The sequence below is a fragment of the Asticcacaulis biprosthecium C19 genome (assembly GCF_000204015.1).
In the GTDB taxonomy this organism is placed as follows: Bacteria; Pseudomonadota; Alphaproteobacteria; order Caulobacterales; family Caulobacteraceae; genus Asticcacaulis; species Asticcacaulis biprosthecius.
Genome location: NZ_GL883080.1, coordinates 325214 through 345714, shown reverse-complemented (window position 1 = coordinate 345714; position 20501 = coordinate 325214). Strand labels below are relative to the sequence as shown.

The 20501-nt window shown below is 61.1% G+C and carries 24 protein-coding genes; 9 read left to right on the top strand and 15 right to left on the bottom strand.

What is annotated here, in order from left to right; all coding sequences use genetic code 11:
- Positions 1-9: 9 nt before the first annotated feature.
- Together pth and ychF are read left to right on the top strand one after the other, a co-directional pair.
- Positions 10-630 carry an aminoacyl-tRNA hydrolase gene (gene pth / locus ABI_RS20105; RefSeq protein WP_040309773.1) on the top strand — a complete coding sequence of 207 codons (621 nt, stop codon included), beginning with the start codon at positions 10-12 and terminating at the stop codon, positions 628-630.
- A gap of 69 nt (positions 631-699) precedes the next feature.
- Complete coding sequence (ychF, locus tag ABI_RS20100; protein ID WP_006274907.1) at positions 700-1812, top strand: redox-regulated ATPase YchF; 1113 nt, start codon at positions 700-702, stop codon at positions 1810-1812.
- 6 nt (positions 1813-1818) lie between these two features.
- Here ychF and ABI_RS20095 read toward each other — a convergent pair whose 3' ends face one another.
- From ABI_RS20095 to petA, 4 genes are all read right to left on the bottom strand, one after another.
- Positions 1819-2319: a hypothetical protein gene (locus tag ABI_RS20095; protein WP_006274906.1), complete on the bottom strand. Its 501-nt coding sequence runs from the start codon at positions 2317-2319 to the stop codon at positions 1819-1821.
- A gap of 286 nt (positions 2320-2605) precedes the next feature.
- Positions 2606-3472, bottom strand: a complete 867-nt coding sequence (locus ABI_RS20090; RefSeq protein WP_006274905.1) for a cytochrome c1 — start codon at positions 3470-3472, stop codon at positions 2606-2608.
- 17 nt (positions 3473-3489) lie between these two features.
- Positions 3490-4773, bottom strand: a complete 1284-nt coding sequence (locus ABI_RS20085; RefSeq protein ID WP_006274904.1) for a cytochrome b — start codon at positions 4771-4773, stop codon at positions 3490-3492.
- Between the two features lie 2 nt (positions 4774-4775).
- The gene (gene petA / locus ABI_RS20080; RefSeq protein WP_006274903.1) at positions 4776-5318 is read right to left on the bottom strand and encodes a ubiquinol-cytochrome c reductase iron-sulfur subunit; all 543 of its coding nucleotides are present in this window, start codon (positions 5316-5318) and stop codon (positions 4776-4778) included.
- Positions 5319-5580: 262 nt separating this feature from the next.
- On the opposite strand from petA, the gene ABI_RS20075 reads away from it, so the two are divergent.
- Complete coding sequence (locus ABI_RS20075) at positions 5581-6048, top strand: tRNA (cytidine(34)-2'-O)-methyltransferase (RefSeq protein ID WP_040309772.1); 468 nt, start codon at positions 5581-5583, stop codon at positions 6046-6048.
- On the opposite strand, the gene ABI_RS20070 is transcribed toward ABI_RS20075, so the two are convergent.
- From ABI_RS20070 to ABI_RS20050, 5 genes are all read right to left on the bottom strand, one after another.
- Complete coding sequence (locus ABI_RS20070; RefSeq protein WP_006274902.1) at positions 6049-6726, bottom strand: ABC-type transport auxiliary lipoprotein family protein; 678 nt, start codon at positions 6724-6726, stop codon at positions 6049-6051.
- Positions 6723-7658, bottom strand: coding sequence for an MlaD family protein (locus tag ABI_RS20065; protein ID WP_006274901.1), 936 nt, complete (start codon positions 7656-7658; stop codon positions 6723-6725). The genes ABI_RS20070 and ABI_RS20065 overlap by 4 nt, the downstream gene beginning before the upstream one ends.
- 12 nt (positions 7659-7670) lie before the next feature.
- A complete protein-coding gene (locus tag ABI_RS20060; RefSeq protein ID WP_006274900.1) occupies positions 7671-8525 on the bottom strand; it encodes an ABC transporter ATP-binding protein in 855 nt (284 codons plus the stop codon).
- A complete protein-coding gene (locus tag ABI_RS20055) occupies positions 8525-9616 on the bottom strand; it encodes an ABC transporter permease (RefSeq protein WP_006274899.1) in 1092 nt (363 codons plus the stop codon). Before ABI_RS20055 ends, ABI_RS20060 begins: the two co-directional genes overlap by 1 nt.
- A 196-nt stretch (positions 9617-9812) precedes the next feature.
- A complete protein-coding gene (locus ABI_RS20050; protein WP_006274898.1) occupies positions 9813-10061 on the bottom strand; it encodes a DUF3253 domain-containing protein in 249 nt (82 codons plus the stop codon).
- A gap of 26 nt (positions 10062-10087) precedes the next feature.
- On the opposite strand from ABI_RS20050, the gene ABI_RS20045 reads away from it, so the two are divergent.
- Positions 10088-10537, top strand: a complete 450-nt coding sequence (locus ABI_RS20045; protein WP_006274897.1) for a PaaI family thioesterase — start codon at positions 10088-10090, stop codon at positions 10535-10537.
- Here ABI_RS20045 and ABI_RS20040 read toward each other — a convergent pair.
- The 3 genes from ABI_RS20040 to ABI_RS20030 are packed head-to-tail and all read right to left on the bottom strand — an operon-like array spanning position 10515 to position 12823.
- Positions 10515-10880 (bottom strand): hypothetical protein, encoded by a 366-nt coding sequence (locus ABI_RS20040; protein ID WP_211211198.1) that lies wholly within the window; start codon positions 10878-10880, stop codon positions 10515-10517. The genes ABI_RS20045 and ABI_RS20040 overlap by 23 nt on opposite strands.
- Positions 10881-10900: 20 nt before the next feature.
- Positions 10901-11515, bottom strand: a complete 615-nt coding sequence (locus ABI_RS20035; protein ID WP_006274896.1) for a glutathione S-transferase family protein — start codon at positions 11513-11515, stop codon at positions 10901-10903.
- Between the two features lie 24 nt (positions 11516-11539).
- A complete protein-coding gene (locus ABI_RS20030) occupies positions 11540-12823 on the bottom strand; it encodes a NupC/NupG family nucleoside CNT transporter (RefSeq protein WP_006274895.1) in 1284 nt (427 codons plus the stop codon).
- Between the two features lie 143 nt (positions 12824-12966).
- Between ABI_RS20030 and ABI_RS25420 the strand changes: the two genes are divergently transcribed.
- Positions 12967-13116 (top strand): hypothetical protein, encoded by a 150-nt coding sequence (locus ABI_RS25420; RefSeq protein ID WP_006274894.1) that lies wholly within the window; start codon positions 12967-12969, stop codon positions 13114-13116.
- Between the two features lie 125 nt (positions 13117-13241).
- Here the strand turns inward: ABI_RS25420 and ABI_RS20025 are convergent, their stop codons facing one another.
- Positions 13242-14801, bottom strand: a complete 1560-nt coding sequence (locus tag ABI_RS20025; protein ID WP_006274893.1) for a hypothetical protein — start codon at positions 14799-14801, stop codon at positions 13242-13244.
- A 125-nt stretch (positions 14802-14926) separates the two neighbouring features.
- Here ABI_RS20025 and ABI_RS20020 point away from each other — a divergent pair, with 125 nt between their 5' ends.
- From ABI_RS20020 to ABI_RS20005, 4 genes are all read left to right on the top strand, one after another.
- Positions 14927-15739 (top strand): hypothetical protein, encoded by an 813-nt coding sequence (locus tag ABI_RS20020; RefSeq protein ID WP_006274892.1) that lies wholly within the window; start codon positions 14927-14929, stop codon positions 15737-15739.
- Positions 15740-15845: 106 nt separating this feature from the next.
- On the top strand, positions 15846-16547 hold the full coding sequence (locus tag ABI_RS20015) for a response regulator (protein ID WP_050808371.1): 702 nt from the start codon (positions 15846-15848) through the stop codon (positions 16545-16547).
- Positions 16548-16549: 2 nt separating this feature from the next.
- Positions 16550-17905 carry an ATP-binding protein gene (locus ABI_RS20010; RefSeq protein ID WP_006274890.1) on the top strand — a complete coding sequence of 452 codons (1356 nt, stop codon included), beginning with the start codon at positions 16550-16552 and terminating at the stop codon, positions 17903-17905.
- Positions 17906-18088: 183 nt separating this feature from the next.
- On the top strand, positions 18089-19087 hold the full coding sequence (locus tag ABI_RS20005; protein WP_006274889.1) for a phytase: 999 nt from the start codon (positions 18089-18091) through the stop codon (positions 19085-19087).
- A gap of 43 nt (positions 19088-19130) precedes the next feature.
- Here ABI_RS20005 and proC read toward each other — a convergent pair whose 3' ends face one another.
- Both proC and ABI_RS19995 read right to left on the bottom strand, forming a co-directional pair.
- The gene (gene proC, locus ABI_RS20000) at positions 19131-19940 is read right to left on the bottom strand and encodes a pyrroline-5-carboxylate reductase (RefSeq protein ID WP_006274888.1); all 810 of its coding nucleotides are present in this window, start codon (positions 19938-19940) and stop codon (positions 19131-19133) included.
- Positions 19941-20489 (bottom strand): type III secretion system chaperone family protein, encoded by a 549-nt coding sequence (locus tag ABI_RS19995; protein ID WP_006274887.1) that lies wholly within the window; start codon positions 20487-20489, stop codon positions 19941-19943.
- Positions 20490-20501 lie beyond the last annotated feature (12 nt).

The window sequence follows — 20501 nt, the reverse complement described above, 5'->3', positions numbered from 1 at the left end:
AGTTCCCCCGTGTACCTGATCGTCGGCCTCGGCAACCCCGGTTCGCAATACGCCAAAAACCGGCACAATATCGGCTTCATGGTTGCCGACGAAATCATCCGCGCGCCGGACTTCGGGCCGGAGAAGAAGCAGTTCGACGCCATTACCTCAGAGGGTAAGATCGACACGGCCAAAGGTCTCGACAAGGTGCTGGTGATCAAACCCCAGACCTTTATGAATCTGTCCGGCAACAGCGTCAGCAAGGCCATGCAGTTCTACAAGATCAAGCCCGAACACGTCATCGTCTTCCACGACGAACTGGACCTGGCCCAGGGCCGGATGCGGATGAAGCTGGGCGGTGGCCATGCCGGCCACAACGGCTTGCGCTCGATCATGGGGCATATCGGACCGAACTTCCTGCGCGGCCGCCTCGGTATCGGCCATCCGGGCGTGCGGGAAATGGTGCATGACTGGGTGCTGAGCGATTTCGGCAAGGGCGAACAGGTCTGGGTCAATGCGCTGACCGATGCCTGCGCCCGCGCCCTGCCCATGCTGTTCACGGGTTTGCCCGATGCCGCCGAACGCTACACCACCGAAGTCATGCGCCTGGCGCCCGCGCCCAAACCGATGAGGCCCGACGGTACGGCCTGAACCGATAAAAAGGTTTCCTCCCGCCCCTTGCGGTGTTAGGGAAGCGCACCTTTTTTATCGAGACCTTCCATGGCCCTGAAAGTCGCTATCGTTGGCCTGCCCAATGTCGGCAAGTCCACCCTGTTCAACGCCTTGACGCAGACCGCTGCCGCCCAGGCCGCCAACTACCCGTTCTGCACCATCGAGCCCAATGTCGGCGACGTGGCCGTGCCGGAGCCGCGTCTGGAGGTCCTCGCCAAGATCGCCGGATCCAAGGAAATCATCCCCGCCCGCATCAATTTCGTCGATGTCGCCGGCCTGGTCCGCGGCGCTTCCAAGGGCGAAGGCCTGGGCAACCAGTTCCTGGCCAATATCCGCGACTGCGACGCCATCGCCTTCGTGTCGCGCTGCTTCGTCGACACCGACATCACCCACGTCGAAGGCCGCATCGATCCGATCTCCGACCTGGAGATCATCGAAACCGAACTGATGCTGGCGGACCTCGAATCTCTGGAAAAGCGCCTGCCGGCGCTGGAGAAGCGCGCTAAGTCCGGCGGTGACAAGGACGCCGGCACTACCGTGTCGCTGATCAACGCCGCCCTGGACGAGCTGCGGGCCGGCCGGCCGGCCCGCATCGCCTATGAAAAGGGCAAGGTCAGCAAGGAAGACAGCAAGGCGTGGAGCATGCTGCAATTGCTGACCAGCAAGCCGGCCCTTTATGTCTGCAATGTCGAAGAAGGTTCCGCCGCCGAGGGCAATGACCTGTCCAACGCCGTTGCCACCCGCGCCAAGGCCGATCACGCCAACAGCGTCGTTATCTCGGCCCAGATCGAGTCGGAAATCGCCATGCTGGCGTCGGAAGAGCGCAAGGAGTTCCTCGAGACGCTGGGCCTGGAAGAGCCGGGGCTTAACCGCCTGATCCGCGAGGCCTACAAGCTGCTGGGCCTGCAATCCTACTTCACGGTCGGACCGAAGGAAGCCCACGCCTGGACGATTCCCGTCGGCTGCACGGCGCCCCAGGCCGCCGGGGTGATCCATACCGACTTCGAGAAGGGCTTCATCCGCGCCGAAACCATGGCCTATGACGACTATGTCAAGTTCAACGGTGAAGCCGGCGCCCGCGAACATGGCAAGTTCCGCCAGGAAGGCAAGGAGTATATCGTAAAGGACGGCGATATACTGAACTTCCGGTTCAACGTTTAATCGGGTTCACCCTTTGAAAAGGTGGCAGACCGTGGTCTCGACCTTTGAGTTCGCGCTGACCGATTTGAGGTGGAGTTCGTAAGGCTCCGTCGACCAGCCGGTCGCGCGGATTGCGTAGACTTCGAATTTTGGCGTCTCCCAGGTCAGGCCATGGGGTAAGGCGCTTTCACGTTCGACCTTGTAGTTATCGATGACGAATCCCACACCCTCGCTGTCGTTGACGAACACATAGCCAGAGACTTCAAAGACGCGGCTGTAGGTCGTGCCATCGGCCGTGAAGCCAGAGCCAGCCATCCCTGTGACGGGTTGGCCTTGGGCGGCATTGACCATAATCATACCGCGTATATGAACATAGCCACTATCGAAAAGGTCGTTCGCGACATCAGCCTCGCATTGCCATTTCTTGCCGGAAACATAGGCAAGCAGGTCATCGACGGTTTGAGCGTGAGCGCCGGCAGCGAAGAGGATCAAGGGTAGCATTGTCAGGGTGACGCCAAAAATGCGCATGGTTTGGGCTCCGGGAAGCGGACGACTTTCACAAGACTTTGCCAAACTATCCGTTTTCCGCAAAGCGCCCTGCCGATTCTGTCAGCATTTGTAATCCGCCGCTTCCATGCACAGAAAAGCCCGCCGGAGTAACCGGCGGGCTTTTCTTGCTTCCGCCGCTCGCGGGAGCGGCATGATGTGGCGAAAATGTCTGGCTTGCGAGAAACGAAGCGGAGCGTACTTCAGTACGTGAGCATCGTATCGCAGCAAGACTGGCATTTGCAGCCCGTCAGGGCGTTCCCGCCCCTTAGTGCTTGCCTTTCCAGACCTGGCGGTAAGCCATGTAGGTAATGCCGAAGAAAATCAGGAGGTACAGCATCACGGCAATGCCAGTTTGCTTGCGCTCGATGGCATGCGGCTCGGAGGTCCAGGTGATGAACGCCGCCACAGCCTTGGCCTGATTCTTCAGGGTCGACGGCGTGCCGTCGTCGAAGGTGACACGGCCTTCCGTCAACGGGGCAGCCATGGCCAGGACACCGCCAGGGGGCACCTTATGGTGATCACCTTTCCACGACGCGCTCAGGTCGCCGGGGAAGTAGACGTTGTAATGCTGACCCGGGGCGACTGTCAGACCGACAGGCTCGGGATCATAGCCCTGAAGCAGCGAATAGATGTAGTCCGGACCGTGTTTGCGTGCCTTGGCCATGACCGACAGGTCGGGCGGCAGGGCGCCACCATTGCTGGCCTTGGCCGCGTCGTCGTTCCTGAAGGGGCTGGGGAAACGATCGGACGTCGTCGCCTTGCGCGTAACCTCATCGCCCGTTTCCGGATCGATTTCCGGAACTTCGAACTCGGAAGCGATCTGTTTCACGACCGGGTTATCGTTCGGGTTCTTGTATTCCTCGTCGTAGAAGGGTCCGCCCTTCTGGCCGAGATTGCGGAACGAGATCAGCTTCATGCTGTGGCAGCTGGAGCAGACTTCGCGATAGACCTTGTAGCCGCGTTGCAGTTCCGCCTGATCGAAGGTGCCAAACGGACCTTCGAAGCTGAAATTGCCCTTTTGCAGTGGCTTGGCATGGCCGCCCGCAGCCAGGGCAGGCGCCCCCGCCACGAGACCGGCGACGACCGCCAAACCGGCCAGGACCTTGAGGGATTTCGTCATAATGGAAGACATGTGACCAAAGCCCTCACTTAATGCTTGGCGTGGTTGGCAAGCACGGCTTCGGAAATCGAAGCCGGCACCGGCAGGGGTTCTTCCTTCAGTCCGATCCAAGGCATGATGATCAGGAAGAAGGCGAAGTAGTAGGCGGTCAGGATCTGCGACAGCAGAACAACCTTCAGACCGATGGCATTGCCGTGGTCGTCCGTGCCCAACGAGAAGACCAGGTCTTCCGGCAGTTGCCCGCCGCACCAGCCCAGAAGGCAGCAGGTGATGACGAACAGGACGAAGAACCAGCGCATGACCGGACGGTAGCGCATCGACTTGACCTTCGACGTATCCAGCCACGGCAGGGCAAAGATGACGGCGATGGCGGCGAACATTGCGATGACGCCGATCAGCTTGTCCGGGATGGCACGCAGGATGGCGTAGAAGGGCAGCATGTACCATTCGGGCACGATGTGCGCGGGGGTTTGCAGCGGGTTGGCCTTCACATAGTTGTCGGCATGGCCCAGGGCGTCCGGCATGAAGAAGACGAAGACCGAGAACAGCATCAGGAACAGGATCATAGCGGCCGCGTCCTTGACGGTCGCGTAAGGCGTGAACGGAACTGTGTCTTCCTTCGACTTGATTTCGACGCCTGTCGGATTGTTCTGACCGACCACGTGCAGCGCCCAGACGTGCAAGACGACGACGCCGGCAATCACAAACGGCAGCAGATAGTGCAGCGAGAAGAAGCGATTCAACGTGGCCTGGTCGACAGAGAACCCGCCCTGCAGCCAGGTCAGGATAGACGGCCCGACGAGGGGGATGGCGCCGATCAGGTTGGTGATGACGACCGCGCCGTAGTAGGACATCTGGCCCCACGGCAGGACGTAACCCATGAAGGCGGTGGCGATCATCAGGAAGTAGATAACGCAGCCCAGCAGCCACAGGACTTCGCGCGGCGCCTTGTAGGAGCCGTAATAGAGACCGCGGAACATATGGATATAGACGGCGAAGAAGAACATCGACGCGCCATTGGAGTGGACGAACTGGATCAGCCAGCCGCCATTGACGTCGCGACGAATACGCTCGAGGCTGTCGAATGCGTGGTCAATGTGCGGCACATAGTGCATCGCCAGGACAATGCCGCTGATGATCTGGATACCGAGGCAAAGCGACAGGATACCGCCGAAGGTCCACCAGTAGTTCAGGTTCTTCGGGGTCGGATAGTCGACGAAGCTGTCATAGGCCAGGCGCAGGATCGGCAGACGGGCGTCGAGCCACTTTTCGATCCCGGATTTCGGCGTGTAGGTCGAGGGATGATCGCTCATGATTAGCCCACCTTAATTTTGGTGTCGGACAGGAACGCGTATTCCGGAACCTCGAGGTTCTTAGGCGCAGGTCCCTTACGGATGCGGCCCGAGGTATCGTAGTCCGAGCCGTGGCACGGACAGAACCAGCCACCGAACTCGCTGCCGCCCATGTTCGGGACGCAGCCCAGGTGGGTACAGACACCCACCAGAACCAGATACTGCTCCTTGCCGGCCTTGACGCGGTCAGAGTCGGGTTGCGGATCCTTCATGCCCCCCAGATCAGCGCCCTGGGCTTCCTGGATTTCCGCTGCCGTGCGGTGACGCACGAACAGAGGCTTGCCACGCCACTTGACCACGACCTGCTGACCTTCGGCCACCTTGCCGACATCGTACTCGATCGAGGCCAGGGCGAGCGTATCGGCCGCCGGGTTCATCTGACCGATCAACGGCACGGCAACCGCCGCCACCGCGCCGACCGCAGCGGCCCCGGCCGCTATATAGATAAAGTCACGGCGTGACGGGTCGTCATGACCCTCAACCGTCCCGTTTACAGGTTCGCTCACCTTGCCACCTCTTCAATACCGCAACGGACTGGCAGCGACCGCCCCGCCCGCGCAAAACTTAACGGCACTCATGACTGATTCCCTTAACAAAGTAACCAGACTCAGGTCCCGTAAGACCGCCCGTGAACGCCGATTGCGTCTATAACCACAATTGCGCTGCGGATTCAAACCACCAAAACGCTTTGGGGGCCATTTTCTTGACAATAATGCCGCCGTGCCCGATGTCGACACGGTCTTAAGTCCCCCCGTCGAGTCTCCCCGCATGCGCCTGGCCCTGTATCAGCCGGATATCCCTCAGAATCTCGGCGCTGCCATCCGGTTGACGGGGGCGCTGGAGGTGGCACTGGACATCATCGAGCCGTGCGGATTTCCCTTGAATGACAAGGCAATCCGGCGCGCGGCGATGGATTACGGCGGCTGCGCCATAGTGTCGCACCACACCGGATGGGCGGTTTTCCTGGCCTCGACCCGGGCCAATCCGGCGGCAAGGCTGATCCTGTTCACGACGAAATCGGCGTCGCCCTACGGCGATTTTACCTTCCGTCCGGACGACGTGCTGCTGATGGGCCGCGAAAGTGCCGGCGTGCCGGACGATGTCCACGATGCTGCCGATCACCGGCTGTTCATCCCAATTTCGGCGCAGGCGCGATCCATCAACGTCATTACCGCAGCCGCCATGGGCCTGGGCGAAGCCCTGCGGCAGACGTCAGGATTTCCGGTGCGCCCGTGATCAGAGGCCCTCGACCTTTTGCTTGCCGTCCTTGGGCATCTCGGTCAGGGGCGTTGGCGGGGGCGCCATCGGCGACAGGGTCGCCTGGCTGAAACCAATCAGATCTCCCACAGCTTCCGTCACCGCCTGGTTATAACTTTCCACAGTCAGCGACATGTCGTTGCGGCGGACCGGTGCCTCACGGGTAATGTATTTCGAAGCCACCACCGTGCGGTCGGACTGTCGCGTGATGCGCGCGTCCAGCGCTACTGACACCACGGGCTTGCCCCGGACATAACGGGTCTCAAAACCGCGTACGGCAATATCCAGGCGATAGGCCGCCGCCGAACGGCCGCGTGGGTCGAGACGGACATTGCCGCCGCTGCGGGCGTACCCCGCCTGGACCGCTTCGGTGAACAACTCGCGGGCACCGGCGGCCCAGCGCGCCTTTTCAACATAGGCGACTTCATTGTTTTCGACCGTCATGATGCCGTCACCGGCGCTGCCCGGCGGGAAAACCACCGGCCCGAGCGACAGAGAGACCGGAACGCCCTGCTGTTGCGCCAGGGCGCTTTCCACCAAGCCAGCGTCAAAGCCGAAGCGGTACATCTGAACCGGATCAGTCTTGGGCAGCAAACTGATACAGCTGGTCAGCCCGAAAGCCGTAACCGCCAGAACGGGGAGGAGGAAGCGCTTCATTCGCTGACCTTTCTTTGCTTGGCGACAGGCTTTGTGACCAGACCCTGCGGATTTTGCTGAACCTGTTCGACCAGATCCTTCAGCGACTCCGAAGCCTCGTTCAGGTTCTCCAGACTTTCCTGCATCTGGGGCAGGGTCTGGGTGTTGATCTGATCAGCCGGCCCCTTGACCGAATCGGCCACGACCGACACGCGCTCGGCTGCCGTGGCCAGCTTGTCGGTGGCTGCGTTGATTTTTTCCAGCGTCTCCGGCAATTGCTGAGCCATCACGCCGTCCGTGGAATTGGCGAGCTTGGTAATCGCATCTGCGGCCTGGCCAGCGCTGATGACGGCTTCGTGCGCGTCGTCCAGCATCTGCTGGCGGTTTTCAATGTCCGCCGTGATGCTCTGCAGGTTGTCGAGGGTGTCCGAGAAGGTCTTAATATTGCGGTCCGACAGCAATCGGTTGACCCGATCGAGGCTCTCATAGGTCTTTTCAACCACCGAGCCCGACCCTTGCAACAGCTTGGCAAGCGCGCTTTCCTCCGAGCGGATCACAGGCGGCGGCCCGCCAGGCTTGCGTTTCAGCAAGGGGGAACTGGCCGAGCCCGGCGATATCTGCATGTACAGCAGTCCGGTGATCCCCTGAGGCTGCAAGGTGGCGACGGAATCGACGCGGATGGGCGTTTCGCTGTCCAGCTTGATGCGGGCGAAAACCTGCGCGGTATTGGCCTTACCGAGACGCAATGAGGTCACCTCACCCACCTTTATACCATTAAAATGGACCTCCGCTCCCTTGTTCAGGAAATCGACCGGTTGGTTGAACTCGACATCGTAGACGCCGAATTCCTGGTTGAAGTCGAACTTGATGAACCAAAAGGTAAAGGCGAGCAGAATCAGCGCCATCACAAAGGTGACGAGACCGACAAAGGCATAATGCGCCTGACGTTCCATGGGCGTGTCTCCCTACCCTTTCGCCCGCCCCCGCGGACCATGAAAATATTCATGAATCCAGGGGTGATCGGATTTTTCCAATACCTCGATGCGGTCCTTCAGCACGACGTGACGGTCCGCCAGAACGGCGATCTCGTCACAGATGGCATAGAGACTATCAAGGTCATGCGTAATCATAAAGACCGTCAGACCCAGGCTGTCGGCCAGGCCGCGGATCAGGTCGTCGAAAGCGGCCGCCCCTATGGGGTCAAGACCCGCCGTCGGCTCGTCCAGAAAGATCAGTTCGGCATCGACCGCCAAGGCGCGGGCCAGGGCGGTACGCTTGATCATCCCACCCGACAGTTCTGACGGCGTCAGGTCGGCGGCGCGCAACGGCAGGCCGACCATGGACATTTTCAGCAGCGCGATCTGGCGGGCTTCGCGCGGGCTCAGCCGGGTGAATTCCAGGATCGGCGTCATGATGTTTTCGGCGACACTGAGGGTCGAGAACAGAGCGCCGCCCTGGAACAGAACCCCCGTCTTGGCCCGCAACGCCTTGCCTTCTTCGGGCTTGGCGTCCAGCAGTTTCTGGCCGAACAGATGGATGTCGCCGCTTTGCGGACGATGCAGCCCCAGGATCGAGTTGAGCAGGACCGTCTTGCCCGACCCCGAGCCACCAACCACGCCCAGCACCTCACCACGCTTGACCACCAGGTCGAGATCTTCATGGATGACGTGATCGCCAAAGCGATTGTTCAGCTTTTCGATCACAACAGGGTCGTCACCCTGGCCGTTCTTCGGCTTGGCGACATGGTTCAGGCTCAGCTTCTCGCGCTTTTTGCCGCTGTCGTCGCTGGTCTCGGCGCTGATATCGGGCTCCTCGGTCATCAGAAGGTGAACCCGTTGAACAGAATGGCGAACAGGGCGTCCAGCATGAAGACCAGGAAGATCGACTGCACCACGGCGGTCGTCACCTGACGGCCAAGTGACAGGACGTCGTCCTTGACCTGCATCCCCTGCCAGCAGCCGACAATGGCGATGGTGGCGGCGAAGAAGGGCGGACGAACGATGCCGACGAAGAAGTTGTAGAAGGGAACGTAATCCTGGACGCGTTGCAGGAAGACCGACGGCCCTGCCCCCAGTGCGCTCCAGATGGCCAGCATGCCACCAAACATCATGCCCAGCGTCGACAGGAAGGTGATAAAGGTCGACATGAGCACCAGCCCGATCAGGCGCGGAAGGATCAGGGCTTCGTAGGGATCGATCCCCATGACGCGCATGGCATCGATTTCCTGGTTCATCTTCATCGCTCCGACTTCGGCAGCAAACGCCGAGGCCGAGCGCCCAGCCAGCAGGACCGCTGTCACCAGGGGGGCAAATTCGCGCAGGGCAAACATCGCCACCATGTCTACGGCAAAGATGCCGCTGCCGAACTGGTTCAGTTGCAGGACCCCGATAAAGCCGAGGACGGCGCCGATGAAGAAGCTGGTCATCAGCACGATGGGAATGGCTTCAATGCCGGCGCGCTGCATGACATTGACCAGCGCAGCCCATCGCATGCTGCCCGGCTTGGCGATCGATATCATCAATTGGGCAATGATATGCCCCATGAAGACGGCCTGGGCGATAAATCCCGTCTTGAAGCGTTCGGCCAGTTTGCCCAGCTTGACCAGACCGAAATAGAACGGGTGGAGCCACATCTTGGGTGGCTCGGGATTTTCCTGGGCATAGTTGGAAATCGGCGCTGCGTGATTGCCGACGATGCCATACAGGCGGGCAAAGTTGTCCTGGCCGGCAAAAACCTCGCCCTGAAGCCGGTCACCGACCGCGGTGCGCAACAGGTAGGCGCCGGCTGTGTCGAGCGCCTCGATCTGGCTACCATCAACGGTAATCTGCTGGTACGACTTCAGTGCCTGGCGCAAACGTTCGCTCAGGCCTTCGATGCGGGTGACGATCCAATTGCCCTTGGGCCGCAGCACAGCCGTTCCGCCCTCACCGGCATCTACCGCGAAGTCCGCCTTGGGGGATTTTGGTTTTTGCCTTCGGCATCAGGAATCAGGACTCTTTCGCACGCCTTTTAGGGCCGAACCTCTTAGATGAGGTAAACGCATAAAAAGGCAAGAGTGTAGCCAAGCGCACACCAGCGATTGTGTATAGGGCGATTCCTTCAAGTTCCTAAGATGCGGGAACAAACCGGATGCGATAAATGCCTTTCAGCCCTTCCAGTTCGACAGGCTTACCCTTACGCACCACCTCGATGCGGCCCTGACGCACCAGGCTGAGGATGACCGCGCGCACCTTGGGCAGTTCGCGCTGCCAGTTTTCGGCGCTCATCGCCTTGGCGACGTCGTTGGGGCTGATGGACTCTCCGGTTCGCACCTGCGATAAGAGCGCCAAAAGTGTCTCTTCGGCCAGTTGGGACATGGATGCGAACTCCGGAGTGCGTGAAAATGAGTGCCGACCTATCGACCGTCACCGAAGGCCCGTTTGCCGGGTGGAAGCGGGCTGAACCCGGCGACACCTTTAACGGGCTGATTGGCGCCTATTATTACGACACGTCCGATCCGACCAGAGTTAAAGTCGGCTTCCAGGCGGAAAAGCGCCATCTCAATGGTGGCGGCAGCGTCCATGGCGGCTGTCTGCTGACCTTGGCCGACACGTCGCTGTTCGTTTTTGCCATACCCCATCTCGGCGATGGCGCTGCGGTGACCCTGCAACTGGATGCCCAGTTTCAGGCGCCGGGGCGCGAGGGCGATATCATTATTGCGACGGGCGAGATCACCCGCGCCGGTCAGACGGTCATCTTCGGCCGCGGTGAATTGCGCTGTGGCGACAAGCTGCTGCTGAGCTTTACGGGGATTCTGGCGCGCAAGAAGATCAAACCGCAGGGGGATGCGTAGCGCTGTCACGACGCTTCCAGGCCAGAAAAAGGCGCCATAGAGCCAGAACTGTTACCACGATCAGGAATAGTTGCGCTGCCTGGACATTCTCGAACTGGCAGTCCGGTCCGTAGAAGGGTTTGACTGTCCACGCCGGATGAAGCGCCAACAAACCGGTCACTGCCATCAGTTGCCAAGACGGACGTTTTTTTCGTATGTCGGCAATTGCAATGCCAGCCGCCCCGACGGCCGAAATGGCGAGGTAGATGTAGGCGGTTTCTACCGATGATCGGGTCGAGCCAACAACGTCGATCAAGGAGCAGGCTGCTGCATGAAAAGGCGCGACCGCGATCCCTACCGCCACAAGCGAACCTGCGTATCGCATCAGACTTCTAACACCTTCGCCCGTTCGCGCAGCGCGCCCAGCCACCGGGCCACATTTTCCAGCGACTTGTCCGGCCGGAAGCGAGCGATGCGGGCAAAGTCGAAGGCGCACACGCACGCGATATCGGCAATGGTCAGCCGCCCGGCCGTGATAAACGCGCGACTGGCCAGATGGGCGTCCAGACCTGCGCAGTAGGCCGCCGCATTCTCGAACATGTAGTCACCGACCGCCGCATTGGGATCTTCCAGGATGACAAGCGGTGCCGCCTTCATGCGCGTGCCTAGCATCAGCGGCGTCGCCAGGCGCTGTTCCAGACGGCGCGTCCACATCTCGATGTCGGCGATCTCCCGAGCGTCACGACCGAACAGGTTCGGTTCCGGATACAGGCTTTCGAGAAAACGCCCGATGGCCACCGACTCGGCGATCACCGACCCGTCCTCCAGTTCCAGGACCGGCAGGTGCGGTGAACCGGCCTTGGCGATGACCGGATGGGTGCGGTGTTCCAGGCTCATGATATCGATCAGTATCAGCTCGATATCACCGATGCCCTTTTCGGCCATCACCCAGCGCACGCGCCGCGGATTGGGGGCATAGTCCGTCGTGTAGAGTTTCATGGCGCGTCTCCCGTGTGGGAAACCTTACAGTCCGTAGATGGCGTTGGGCAAGGCCCCGACAATGGCGGCCGACAGGACGGTGGCCAGGAATCCGGCCGCCAGGGCCTTCCAGATCATGTTGAGGATTTCGGGACGGCGCTCGGGCATCAAAGCGCCGTAGCCTGCCACCGTGATCCCGACCGAGCCGACATTGGCAAAGCCGCAAAGCGCGTAGGTCAACAGGATGCGGGTACGTTCCGACATGTCGCTGACTGGCACGGCGGCCAGTTTGAGATAGGCGACGAACTCGGTCAGCACCATCTTGATGCCGAGGAACCGCCCGGCGACGGAGACCTCGTCCGCGGGCACGCCCATCAGCCAGGCCAGGGGCATGAACAGCCAGCCCAGGATGCGTTCAATGGTGATCGGCTCGCCGCCGACATGATAAAAGCCGCTCAGCGCCGCATTGCCCAGCGCGACCAGGGCGACCATGACGATCAGAATGGCGGCGATGTGGATGGCGACATTCATGCCGTCGGTCGTGCCCTTGGCAATCGCGTCGATGGCACTGTCGTATTTCAGCGACGAACTGTAATCGACCTTCTCGTGTTTGTGGTCGACCAGTTCCGGCACCATGATCCGCGCCAGCAGCACCCCCGCCGGCGCCGAGACGATCGAGGCCGCCAGGATATGACCGGCGGCATTGGGCAGGACGTTGTTCAGGATAAGCACATAGGCGACCATGGTCGAGCCCGAGACATTGGCCATGCCGATGACCAGCATGACAAACAGTTCCGACCGGGTCAGCTTGTCGAGATAGGCACGGATAATGATCAGGGCTTCGACATTGCCGACGAAGATGCCGGCCGAAACGCCCAGGGCCGAAGCGCCGCCCAGGCCGACGCCCTTTTCGAAGATGACGCCGAAGAAGCGAATGATGACCTTCAAGACGCCGATATGCCAAAGGAAGGCGGCCAGGGCGCCAATGACCAGGATCAGCGGCAGGACGCGCAGGGCAAAAACGAACAGCGCGCCTTCATTGGCCACCTGGTAAGGTTGGGCGCCGCCGCCGAGATAGCCGAAGACGAACTGCATGCCTTCCGCGGTCGCGTCGGACAGGGCCTGCATGCCGTTGGAAATACCGTCCAGAACGCCATGGGATTGCGGGATGGCGAACAGGAGCAGAATCAACGCGACCTGGATGGCGATGGCGCCTAGGGTCAGGAATATGGGAAAGCGCTTCTTGTTTTCGGACAGGCCCCAGCATATGGCGAGAATGACGGCGATGCCGAGCAGGCTCTGCAGATTTTCAACGCCATAGTGGAACATATACGCGATCCCCGAATTTACCGAAAGGGAACCATATTCGGGAGCAAACGTAACCTTTGCAAGGGCTAATTCGCGTTGACAGACAATTGCGCTTATGGTGACTATTACCTGCGGTAGATTTACCGCAATCAGAGGGGACTATCATGAAAAAGACCAAAGTGGCATCGGTGTTTCTTGCCGTCACGCTCACCTTGAGCTTCGGGACCTGGTTTGCCGACCTGTTTCGCGCGAGCTTCGCCTCGGTGTCGAGCAGTTCTGGCAGCTACAACCGGGCTGAGAGCGAATTTAACTGACACTTACCCACAAGGGCGGTGAGGCCCAGATGCTCCGCATCGACGCCTCACCGGATATGTTGGCCAAGGGTGATGCCACCCCGGCCAACTGGGCCGCGATGGAGGTAGTCGGCGAAGCGCGCTGATTACGACTTGGCGCCGGAGCGGGAATAGGTCGCCTGCGTTCCGTATTTGGCGATCGCCGCCCGCACGTCGGGGCGCACCTTGATGGCGTAATTGATCGCCGACATGCTCCTTTCATAGGGGGTTACGTTGCCGACAGGATCGTCATAGGTTTGCAGGCCACGCAACATCACATTGCGGGTCTTGGGGTCTTCCAGCTCTGAAATCACCATCGCCGCGAGGCCATCCATATTCCCGACACAGGCCAGGGCTGTGCGGTACATGGTCGGCCCTTCAAGCCGGTTCTCCGTCAGATAATCCATCCAGACTTCGACGTGCGCCTGGTCTTCAAGCTGCTGGTAAGCGCAGACACGGACTTCCGCGGCCACCATCCGTCCATACGGGCTGGCCGATTTAATGTCGGCGCCCTCGACCTCCTTCAGCGCGAGATCGGGCCGCTCGATGGAATTGTAGTAGCCTCCAAGGTTCAGGGCCTGGCTGACCTTATCGCCACCGGCGGCAATGGCAGCGTCCCGCGCCTTGACGTGCTCGAGAGTCTGCTCTTCCTGACGCCCCATCTCTCCCAAAAGGTCGGCACGACCTTCCAGAACCCAGCGCTCCTGATCGGTAAAGTCGCTGTAGGCGGGTTCTCCCGGCGCCCGTCCCTTTTTCAGGGCTGCGTCCAGAAGGGCCAAGGCCTCTTCGAACTTTCCGTCGCTGGCCAGATAGTCGGACAGCATCTTCTGGCCTTCGATAAGGTCCGGATTGGCGGCAATGCGGGCCTCCGTTTCTGCCCGGTTTTGCAGATAGGCGGCGCGGTAATCACCGCCCGAAGGCAGGTCGGCGGTAAAGCGGGTATAGCGGTTATCGGCCCGCACGGCGACGACGTACTTGGCCTCGACCAGTTTCGGCAGAACCTCACGCGCGGCTTCGTCGTCACCGGCGGCGACGCGCAGTTCGAACAGGCACCACCACAGGTCCTGCGCCGTCCACAGCGGATTGTCATGGGCGTAATCCGCGGCCCAGAGCGCTTCGAGAAGGCGGCGGCGTGGCGCAGTGTCAGTCAGAAGGCTGGCGCGATGATCGATCCTCTCCACCAGTTCCGACCTTATACCGGTGCTGTTTCCGGGGTCCTTTTCATACGCCGAGGCCAGGGCGTTGATCGCGGCAACATCTTCCCCGGCCAGCAGGGCTATGCTCGAAAGCATGACGTCGTAGTAGACACTTTGAGCAAATTCATCCGAAAGCTCACCTGCCTTGAGCAACATGCGGTAAGCGTCTTCATGCTGTGCCTGGGTCGACAGGGCCACAGCCAGTATGGCGTAGGCTCCGGCCCGATAACGTGGCGGCAGAAGCGAAAAGCCCGGGTCGGCAATGATCGACCGCAGTTCCACCGTCAGCGCCGCCGCCCCTTCCGGACTTTCGGCATGGCCCTCGGTGACGGCCTTTTCCAGCCGTTTGAACAACGAATCCTGGGCTGTCTGGGATAGCGGCGCCGCCGGTGTGGTGATCGCGTTGGCCGCTCCCGCCGACGCCAGAACAGCCACAGCGATCAAGGCTGCCAGTTTGGTTTTTGCGGACATGATATCTCCCCAATATTCCTTGCACCTTACGAAACCCGGCGCCGATTGTCACCTGTTGCTACTCGGATTATAGCTTTGACTTGGCCACAACCCGTTGACGCCCCCGCCGCCACCGAAAGATAAATATGAAATCCTTGTTTGCTAGCGCTTTTCTCGCCGCCACCGCCCTCCCCGCCCTTGCCACCACGCCCGGCTATACCCCGCTCAGTGGCGCCGATCCCGTCGGGCGAATCTACGACTATACCCGCAGCAACCGTGACGGCAGCTTGCCGGAGCACATCGTGGTCTACCGCAAGAGCGTCACCGAAGTTGCCGTGTTCAAGGCGATCGATCCCTGTACCACGGCGGCCTATGTCACCTCGGTCCTGGATCCGCAAACCCTGGAAGCCACTACCCTCTACGCCGGCAAACTGAACCGCGACGGCACCCAGCGGGTGTTCGGCCGTATGGACCTCGACCCGGCCACACGTGTCATTACCGCGAAGATCGACCTGCCCGACGCTCAACTCAGTGACACCGCCACAGCTCCCGACGCGCCGTGGCATCTGTACGACTACGACCTGGCGACCCTGACCGTCACCCTGCCCCACCTGACCGATCCCAAGGCGGATTTCAGCATCGGTATGGCGCTGGTGGTGACCGACGACATGAGCGACTTCCTGACCTATATGGGCCGCACCGACGTGCGCTATGTCGGCGAGGAAACACGCAAAGGCCAGGCCACGCGCCGCTACGACGTCGGCGGCCTGGCCTTTGGCAATAAGGGCGGTCCCCTGTGGCTCGATGCGAAAAATGGCCACATCGTCGACGCCGAGTTCGGCATCCCCAACCACGCCGAATATGCCGATTTCAAACTGAAGCTGAACCGCGTCAGCGATGGCGGCGAAGCCGAGTGGAACAGCCTGCTGCGCGCCCACTATACCGGCTGTCCGCGCTGAGAAACATGTGCCCCAGAAACAATCGGCAACGCAAAACGGCTTTACATTTGTGTCCGATTGGTGAGGATGGCCCGGTTTGCGCCTCCTGCCGGAAGAATCGAAACCCATGAGCCTGGCCACAGGTCACAACGACGCTACTGTCCGCCACCTGCTGGTCGTCGACGACGACGACCGCATCCGCACCCTGCTCAAGGAATTCCTGAGCCGCCAGGGCTTCCGCGTCACGGCCGCCGCCCACGCCGACGCCGCCAAGCGCATGTTGCAGTTGCTCGACTTCGACCTGCTGATTCTGGACGTGATGATGCCGGGCGAAGACGGCTTCTCGCTGTCGAAATGGGTCCGCGCCAATTCCAATGTACCGATCCTGATCCTGACGGCGCGCGGCCTGCCCGACGACCGTATCATGGGTCTTTCGCTCGGCGCTGACGATTATCTGTCCAAGCCGTTCGAACCGCAGGAGCTGCTGCTGCGCATCGAAGCGATCCTGCGCCGCACAGGCGTCAAGCCGGCCTTGCCCAAGGCGATCACCATGGGTGCCTTCAATTTTGACCTGGAGCGGTCCGAACTGACCAAGAGCGGATCGCTGGTGCGCCTGACCGAAGCCGAGTCGCAACTTCTGCGCTACCTGGCCGAACGCGCCAATGTGCCGGTCGACCGCATGGACCTGGCCAAGGACAGCGTCGACACCACGGGCCGCGCTGTTGATGTCCAGGTCACGCGCCTGCGCCGCAAGATCGAGCAGGATCCGAAGAATCCGCGGTACCTGCAAACCGTCCGGGGCAAGGGCTATATGCTCGCGCCGGATTAAAGATGCGCCTGCCGAAACTCCGCCTCCTGCCCAAGGTCTTAAAGCGCAACTTCCCGCGTACCCTGATGGCGCGGGTGCTGCTGATCATCGTTTTGCCCATCGCCATCATGCAGGTCCTGATCACCTGGGTCTTTTTCGACCTGCACTGGGAAACGGTTACCGAGCGCCTGTCAGAGGGCCTGGCCGGAGACATCGCCTGGGCGGTGCGCGCCTACGAAGACGAGCCGACCGAAGCCAACCTCGAAAAGATCAAGGCCTATGCCGACGAAATGCAGGTATCGGTCACCTTGAAAAAAGACGACGGCCTGCCCGACACCCTGCGCCCCACCCTGTTCGTGGCGCTGGACCGGACGATCGACCGCGCCTTGCGCGAACGGCTTCGTGATCCCTACTGGTTTGATGCCCGACGCTACCCCGGCTTTATCGACATCCGCGTCCAGGTCGAGGGCGGTGTCCTGCGCTTCATCGCCCCCAAGGAACGCGCCTTCGCCACCACCGGCTATATTTTCATCTTCTGGGTCCTTGGCGCGACCTGGCTCTTGACCACGGTCGCCATGCTGTTCATTCGCAACCAGGTCCGTGCCATCGAACGCCTGTCCGAAGCCGCCGAGAAATTCGGCCGCGGCGAAGACGATCCCAACTTCAAACCTTACGGCGCCAAGGAAGTCCGCGCCGCCGCCGAAGCCTTCCAGAAGATGAAGGCGCGCATCCAGCGCCAGATCGAGCAGCGCACCACCCTGCTGGCCTCGGTCAGCCACGACCTGCGAACGCCCCTCACCCGACTCAAGCTGGAACTAGCCATGGCTGAGCAGGACGAGGCCAATAGGCGCATGAAGCAGGACGTGTCGGAAATGGCCTATATGATCGATGAGTATCTGGCCTTTGCCCGCGGCGAGATGGCGGAAGATCGCGACATGGTCTCGGTTTCTGCCCTGATGGAAACCCTCACCGGCAATATCAAACGCGCCGGACATGCGCTGAAAACCGACTATCTCGACAAGGACCTGCGTATCGTCATTCGTGAAATGGCAATCCAGCGCGCCGTCAGCAACCTGATCCTGAACGGATTTCACTACGGCAAGCAGGTCGCCTTTTCCGCCGAAATCGTGGGCGATGACGGCAAGAAAATGTTGCACCTGATCGTCGACGACGATGGGCCTGGCATAGCCCCCGAACGGCGCGAAGACGCCTTCAAGCCGTTCAACCGTCTGGACGACTCGCGCAACCAAAATATTCAGGGTGTCGGCCTGGGGCTGGCCATCGCGCGGGATATCGTGCGCGGCCACGGGGGCGATTTGACACTCGACACCAGCCCCATGGGCGGATTGCGAGCCGTTGTGGCCCTACCGCTAGAGTGAGAAAAATTTGCCGTGCAATCTGCGAAAATCTTGCTATGAGCCTGAGCAACGCAAGACATGAGGCAAATTATGGGCTTAAAACGCAATTGTGACAGATTTACGACAGTCTCAGTCATCGCCATTACTGCAACACTTCTCTCGGCTTGCACGGCGTTACACCCAGAACTGACGTCAGACTCCCTGTTGGTCGCCCATGGCACTGGCACGCCGGTGCTGGCATCTGCCGAAACTGTCGCCGTCGGCACCGCAGGATTGGACGCCGCCGACGATCCGGAAATCTGGGTCGATCCGATGGACCGGTCGCGTGCCCTTATCCTTGGCACCGACAAGAAGGCGGGGCTCTATGCCTATAATCTCGACGGCAGCGTCCGCGATTTCGTGCCGCACGGCCCGCTCAACAATGTCGACCTGCGCACCGTCTATGGCGAGACGGGTTCCTTCACCCTGATCGCCGCCTCCGATCGGGCCAAGAACGGTGCCGCCCTGTTCACCCTGAGCGATGACCTGAAGCTCAAGCCCGCCGGCTTCTTAGCCATGACCACGTCCGAAGCCTACGGCCTGTGCATGGGCACGACCGCCGACGGCATCACTATCATCATCATTGGCAAGAACGGCGACGTCGTTCAGGCGGTCTATTCTGAAACCGACACCGGCCCCAAGGGCGAGATCGTCCGTCGCTTCGACGTCGGCAGCCAGGCCGAAGGTTGTGTGGTCGATGACCGCACCGGTGCGCTGTATATTGCCGAGGAAGCCAAGGGTATCTGGCGTTACGGTGTCGAGCCGGCCACAGGACCGGCGCGTGTGCAACTCCAGGGCGCCCCATCGGACATCTTGGTCGCGGATGTCGAGGGCCTGGCTCTGCTGGTCGATGAAGAGTCCGGTCTCAGCTACCTGGTCGCCTCGTCTCAGGGCGACAGCGCCTTTGCCGTCTGGCAGGTGGCGGGCGAAACGGCGAACTACAAGGGCCGGTTCTCGGTGTTTCCAGGCAATGGTTTCGATGCTGTGACGGGAACCGACGGCGTCGCGGCCCTGGGCGGTCAGGTTGGACCCTATGCCGAGGGCGTTGTAGTGATGCAGGACGATTCGGACATGGAAGGCGAAGCCCCGACCGGCGCCCGCTCCCGTCAAAACTTTAAAATCGTGCCTTGGTCGGAGATCAAAAAGGCTTTGATTATTAAGTAAAAGAGCCTCCGGCGGGCAGGGTCCTGGACCCTGCACCCGATACTCAGCCGAGTTCCTTCGACCGCTTATGCGCCGCCTGGACTGCCGCCAGCACCAATTCGTCCAGGCCGGAACCTTCAGCGCACAGCACTTTCAAAGCGGCCTCGGTCGTCCCACCGGGTGACGCCACCTTCTTGATCAGGTCATCCGGCTCCTCGCCCGTCTGGTCCAGCAACCGCGCCGCCGAGATGAGTGTCCCGCGCGCCAGGTCGCGGGCATGCATGCGCGACAGGCCGGTTTCACGGCCGGCCTTTTCCAGCGCACGCACAAAGGCATAGACATAGGCCGGGCCCGACCCCGATACCGCGGTCGCCGAATCCATCAGGCTTTCGTCGCTCAACACCACGGTCGTCGCCATCGGCGCGAACACTGCGCTCGCCGCCGCCAGGCCGTCCGCCGTGGCCGAAAAAATCGAGGCCACGCCCTTGCCCGTCGCGACTCCGGTCGTCGGCATGACGCGTGCCACCGCATGACCGGCAAAGGCCTGCTCCAGGCTGCCCGTCTGTACCCCGGCCATGACCGAGATCAACACCGCACCCGCGCCGAGATTGCCGTTCAGGATTGCTGCCACCGCATGCCAGCCCTGGGGCTTCACCGCCAGGATGACCGTCTTCGCCGCGCGCCAGGTATCGGGCGACGAGTTGAGTTGCGCCCCCGCCTCGGCATAGGCCTTGGCCTCATCGCCGGGTTTGAGGTCGACAATCATCAGGTCTGCCGGTGCCGCATGGCCGGCAATGCGCATCCCCTTCAGAATGGACGAGCCCAGCGCCCCGGCGCCAATGAGCAGCACCGGCTTCGGCAGAACATCACCCATTTAAGCTTCTCCCACGGTCTCGAACAGACAAGCCGCGAACGCATCGCGGGCCGACGCAGCCCCCTTGAACCAGAAGTCGAAGGCCGGATAAAAACGATCGACCGCCTCGGCGGCGCTGTTGATCATGTGGGCACTGGCCACCACCGAGGCGCGCTCGAGCGGATTGATCGCCTGGGTATGGCGAAACACCACGTCATAGAGCCCCAGGCCCGGCACGCCGCCTTCCGGATCGCGGAAGGCTTCGAAATGCCCGAACCAGACATGCTGGTTGACCAGGCACAGCAACTCATAGAGGCCCGGCAGGCGGTCTTCGGTCAGGGCCTGGCCCGCGCCCGATTCAACGTCCAGCGAACAGCACAACTGCAGGCATTCGCCTTCCGGCCGCCACGAGAACCACATCTCATAGGTCCGCCAGTCGCCGCTCAACGCAAACCCCAGGTCGCCCTCGGGTGTGCGTTCAAATTCCAGCCCTTCCTCGGTGAGGATGGATTCCACCACATCGAGCGGATCGAAGGTCGCGTCGCTGTCGTAGGTCTGCGGCGTGGTCATGGTACCTGTGAA

Coding starts and splice junctions, on each gene's coding strand:
- ABI_RS20065 (WP_006274901.1), bottom strand. CDS start 7,658: ATGGAACGTCAGGCGCATTATGCCTTTGTCGGTCTCGTCACCTTTGTG.
- ABI_RS20090 (WP_006274905.1), bottom strand. CDS start 3,472: ATGTCTTCCATTATGACGAAATCCCTCAAGGTCCTGGCCGGTTTGGCG.
- ychF (WP_006274907.1), top strand. CDS start 700: ATGGCCCTGAAAGTCGCTATCGTTGGCCTGCCCAATGTCGGCAAGTCC.
- ABI_RS20045 (WP_006274897.1), top strand. CDS start 10,088: ATGAGTGCCGACCTATCGACCGTCACCGAAGGCCCGTTTGCCGGGTGG.
- ABI_RS20050 (WP_006274898.1), bottom strand. CDS start 10,061: ATGTCCCAACTGGCCGAAGAGACACTTTTGGCGCTCTTATCGCAGGTG.
- ABI_RS20010 (WP_006274890.1), top strand. CDS start 16,550: ATGCGCCTGCCGAAACTCCGCCTCCTGCCCAAGGTCTTAAAGCGCAAC.
- ABI_RS20095 (WP_006274906.1), bottom strand. CDS start 2,319: ATGCGCATTTTTGGCGTCACCCTGACAATGCTACCCTTGATCCTCTTC.
- ABI_RS20015 (WP_050808371.1), top strand. CDS start 15,846: ATGAGCCTGGCCACAGGTCACAACGACGCTACTGTCCGCCACCTGCTG.
- ABI_RS20085 (WP_006274904.1), bottom strand. CDS start 4,773: ATGAGCGATCATCCCTCGACCTACACGCCGAAATCCGGGATCGAAAAG.
- ABI_RS25420 (WP_006274894.1), top strand. CDS start 12,967: ATGAAAAAGACCAAAGTGGCATCGGTGTTTCTTGCCGTCACGCTCACC.
- ABI_RS20030 (WP_006274895.1), bottom strand. CDS start 12,823: ATGTTCCACTATGGCGTTGAAAATCTGCAGAGCCTGCTCGGCATCGCC.
- ABI_RS19995 (WP_006274887.1), bottom strand. CDS start 20,489: ATGACCACGCCGCAGACCTACGACAGCGACGCGACCTTCGATCCGCTC.
- ABI_RS20075 (WP_040309772.1), top strand. CDS start 5,581: ATGCGCCTGGCCCTGTATCAGCCGGATATCCCTCAGAATCTCGGCGCT.
- ABI_RS20025 (WP_006274893.1), bottom strand. CDS start 14,801: ATGTCCGCAAAAACCAAACTGGCAGCCTTGATCGCTGTGGCTGTTCTG.
- ABI_RS20035 (WP_006274896.1), bottom strand. CDS start 11,515: ATGAAACTCTACACGACGGACTATGCCCCCAATCCGCGGCGCGTGCGC.
- ABI_RS20060 (WP_006274900.1), bottom strand. CDS start 8,525: ATGACCGAGGAGCCCGATATCAGCGCCGAGACCAGCGACGACAGCGGC.
- ABI_RS20020 (WP_006274892.1), top strand. CDS start 14,927: ATGAAATCCTTGTTTGCTAGCGCTTTTCTCGCCGCCACCGCCCTCCCC.
- proC (WP_006274888.1), bottom strand. CDS start 19,940: ATGGGTGATGTTCTGCCGAAGCCGGTGCTGCTCATTGGCGCCGGGGCG.
- ABI_RS20070 (WP_006274902.1), bottom strand. CDS start 6,726: ATGAAGCGCTTCCTCCTCCCCGTTCTGGCGGTTACGGCTTTCGGGCTG.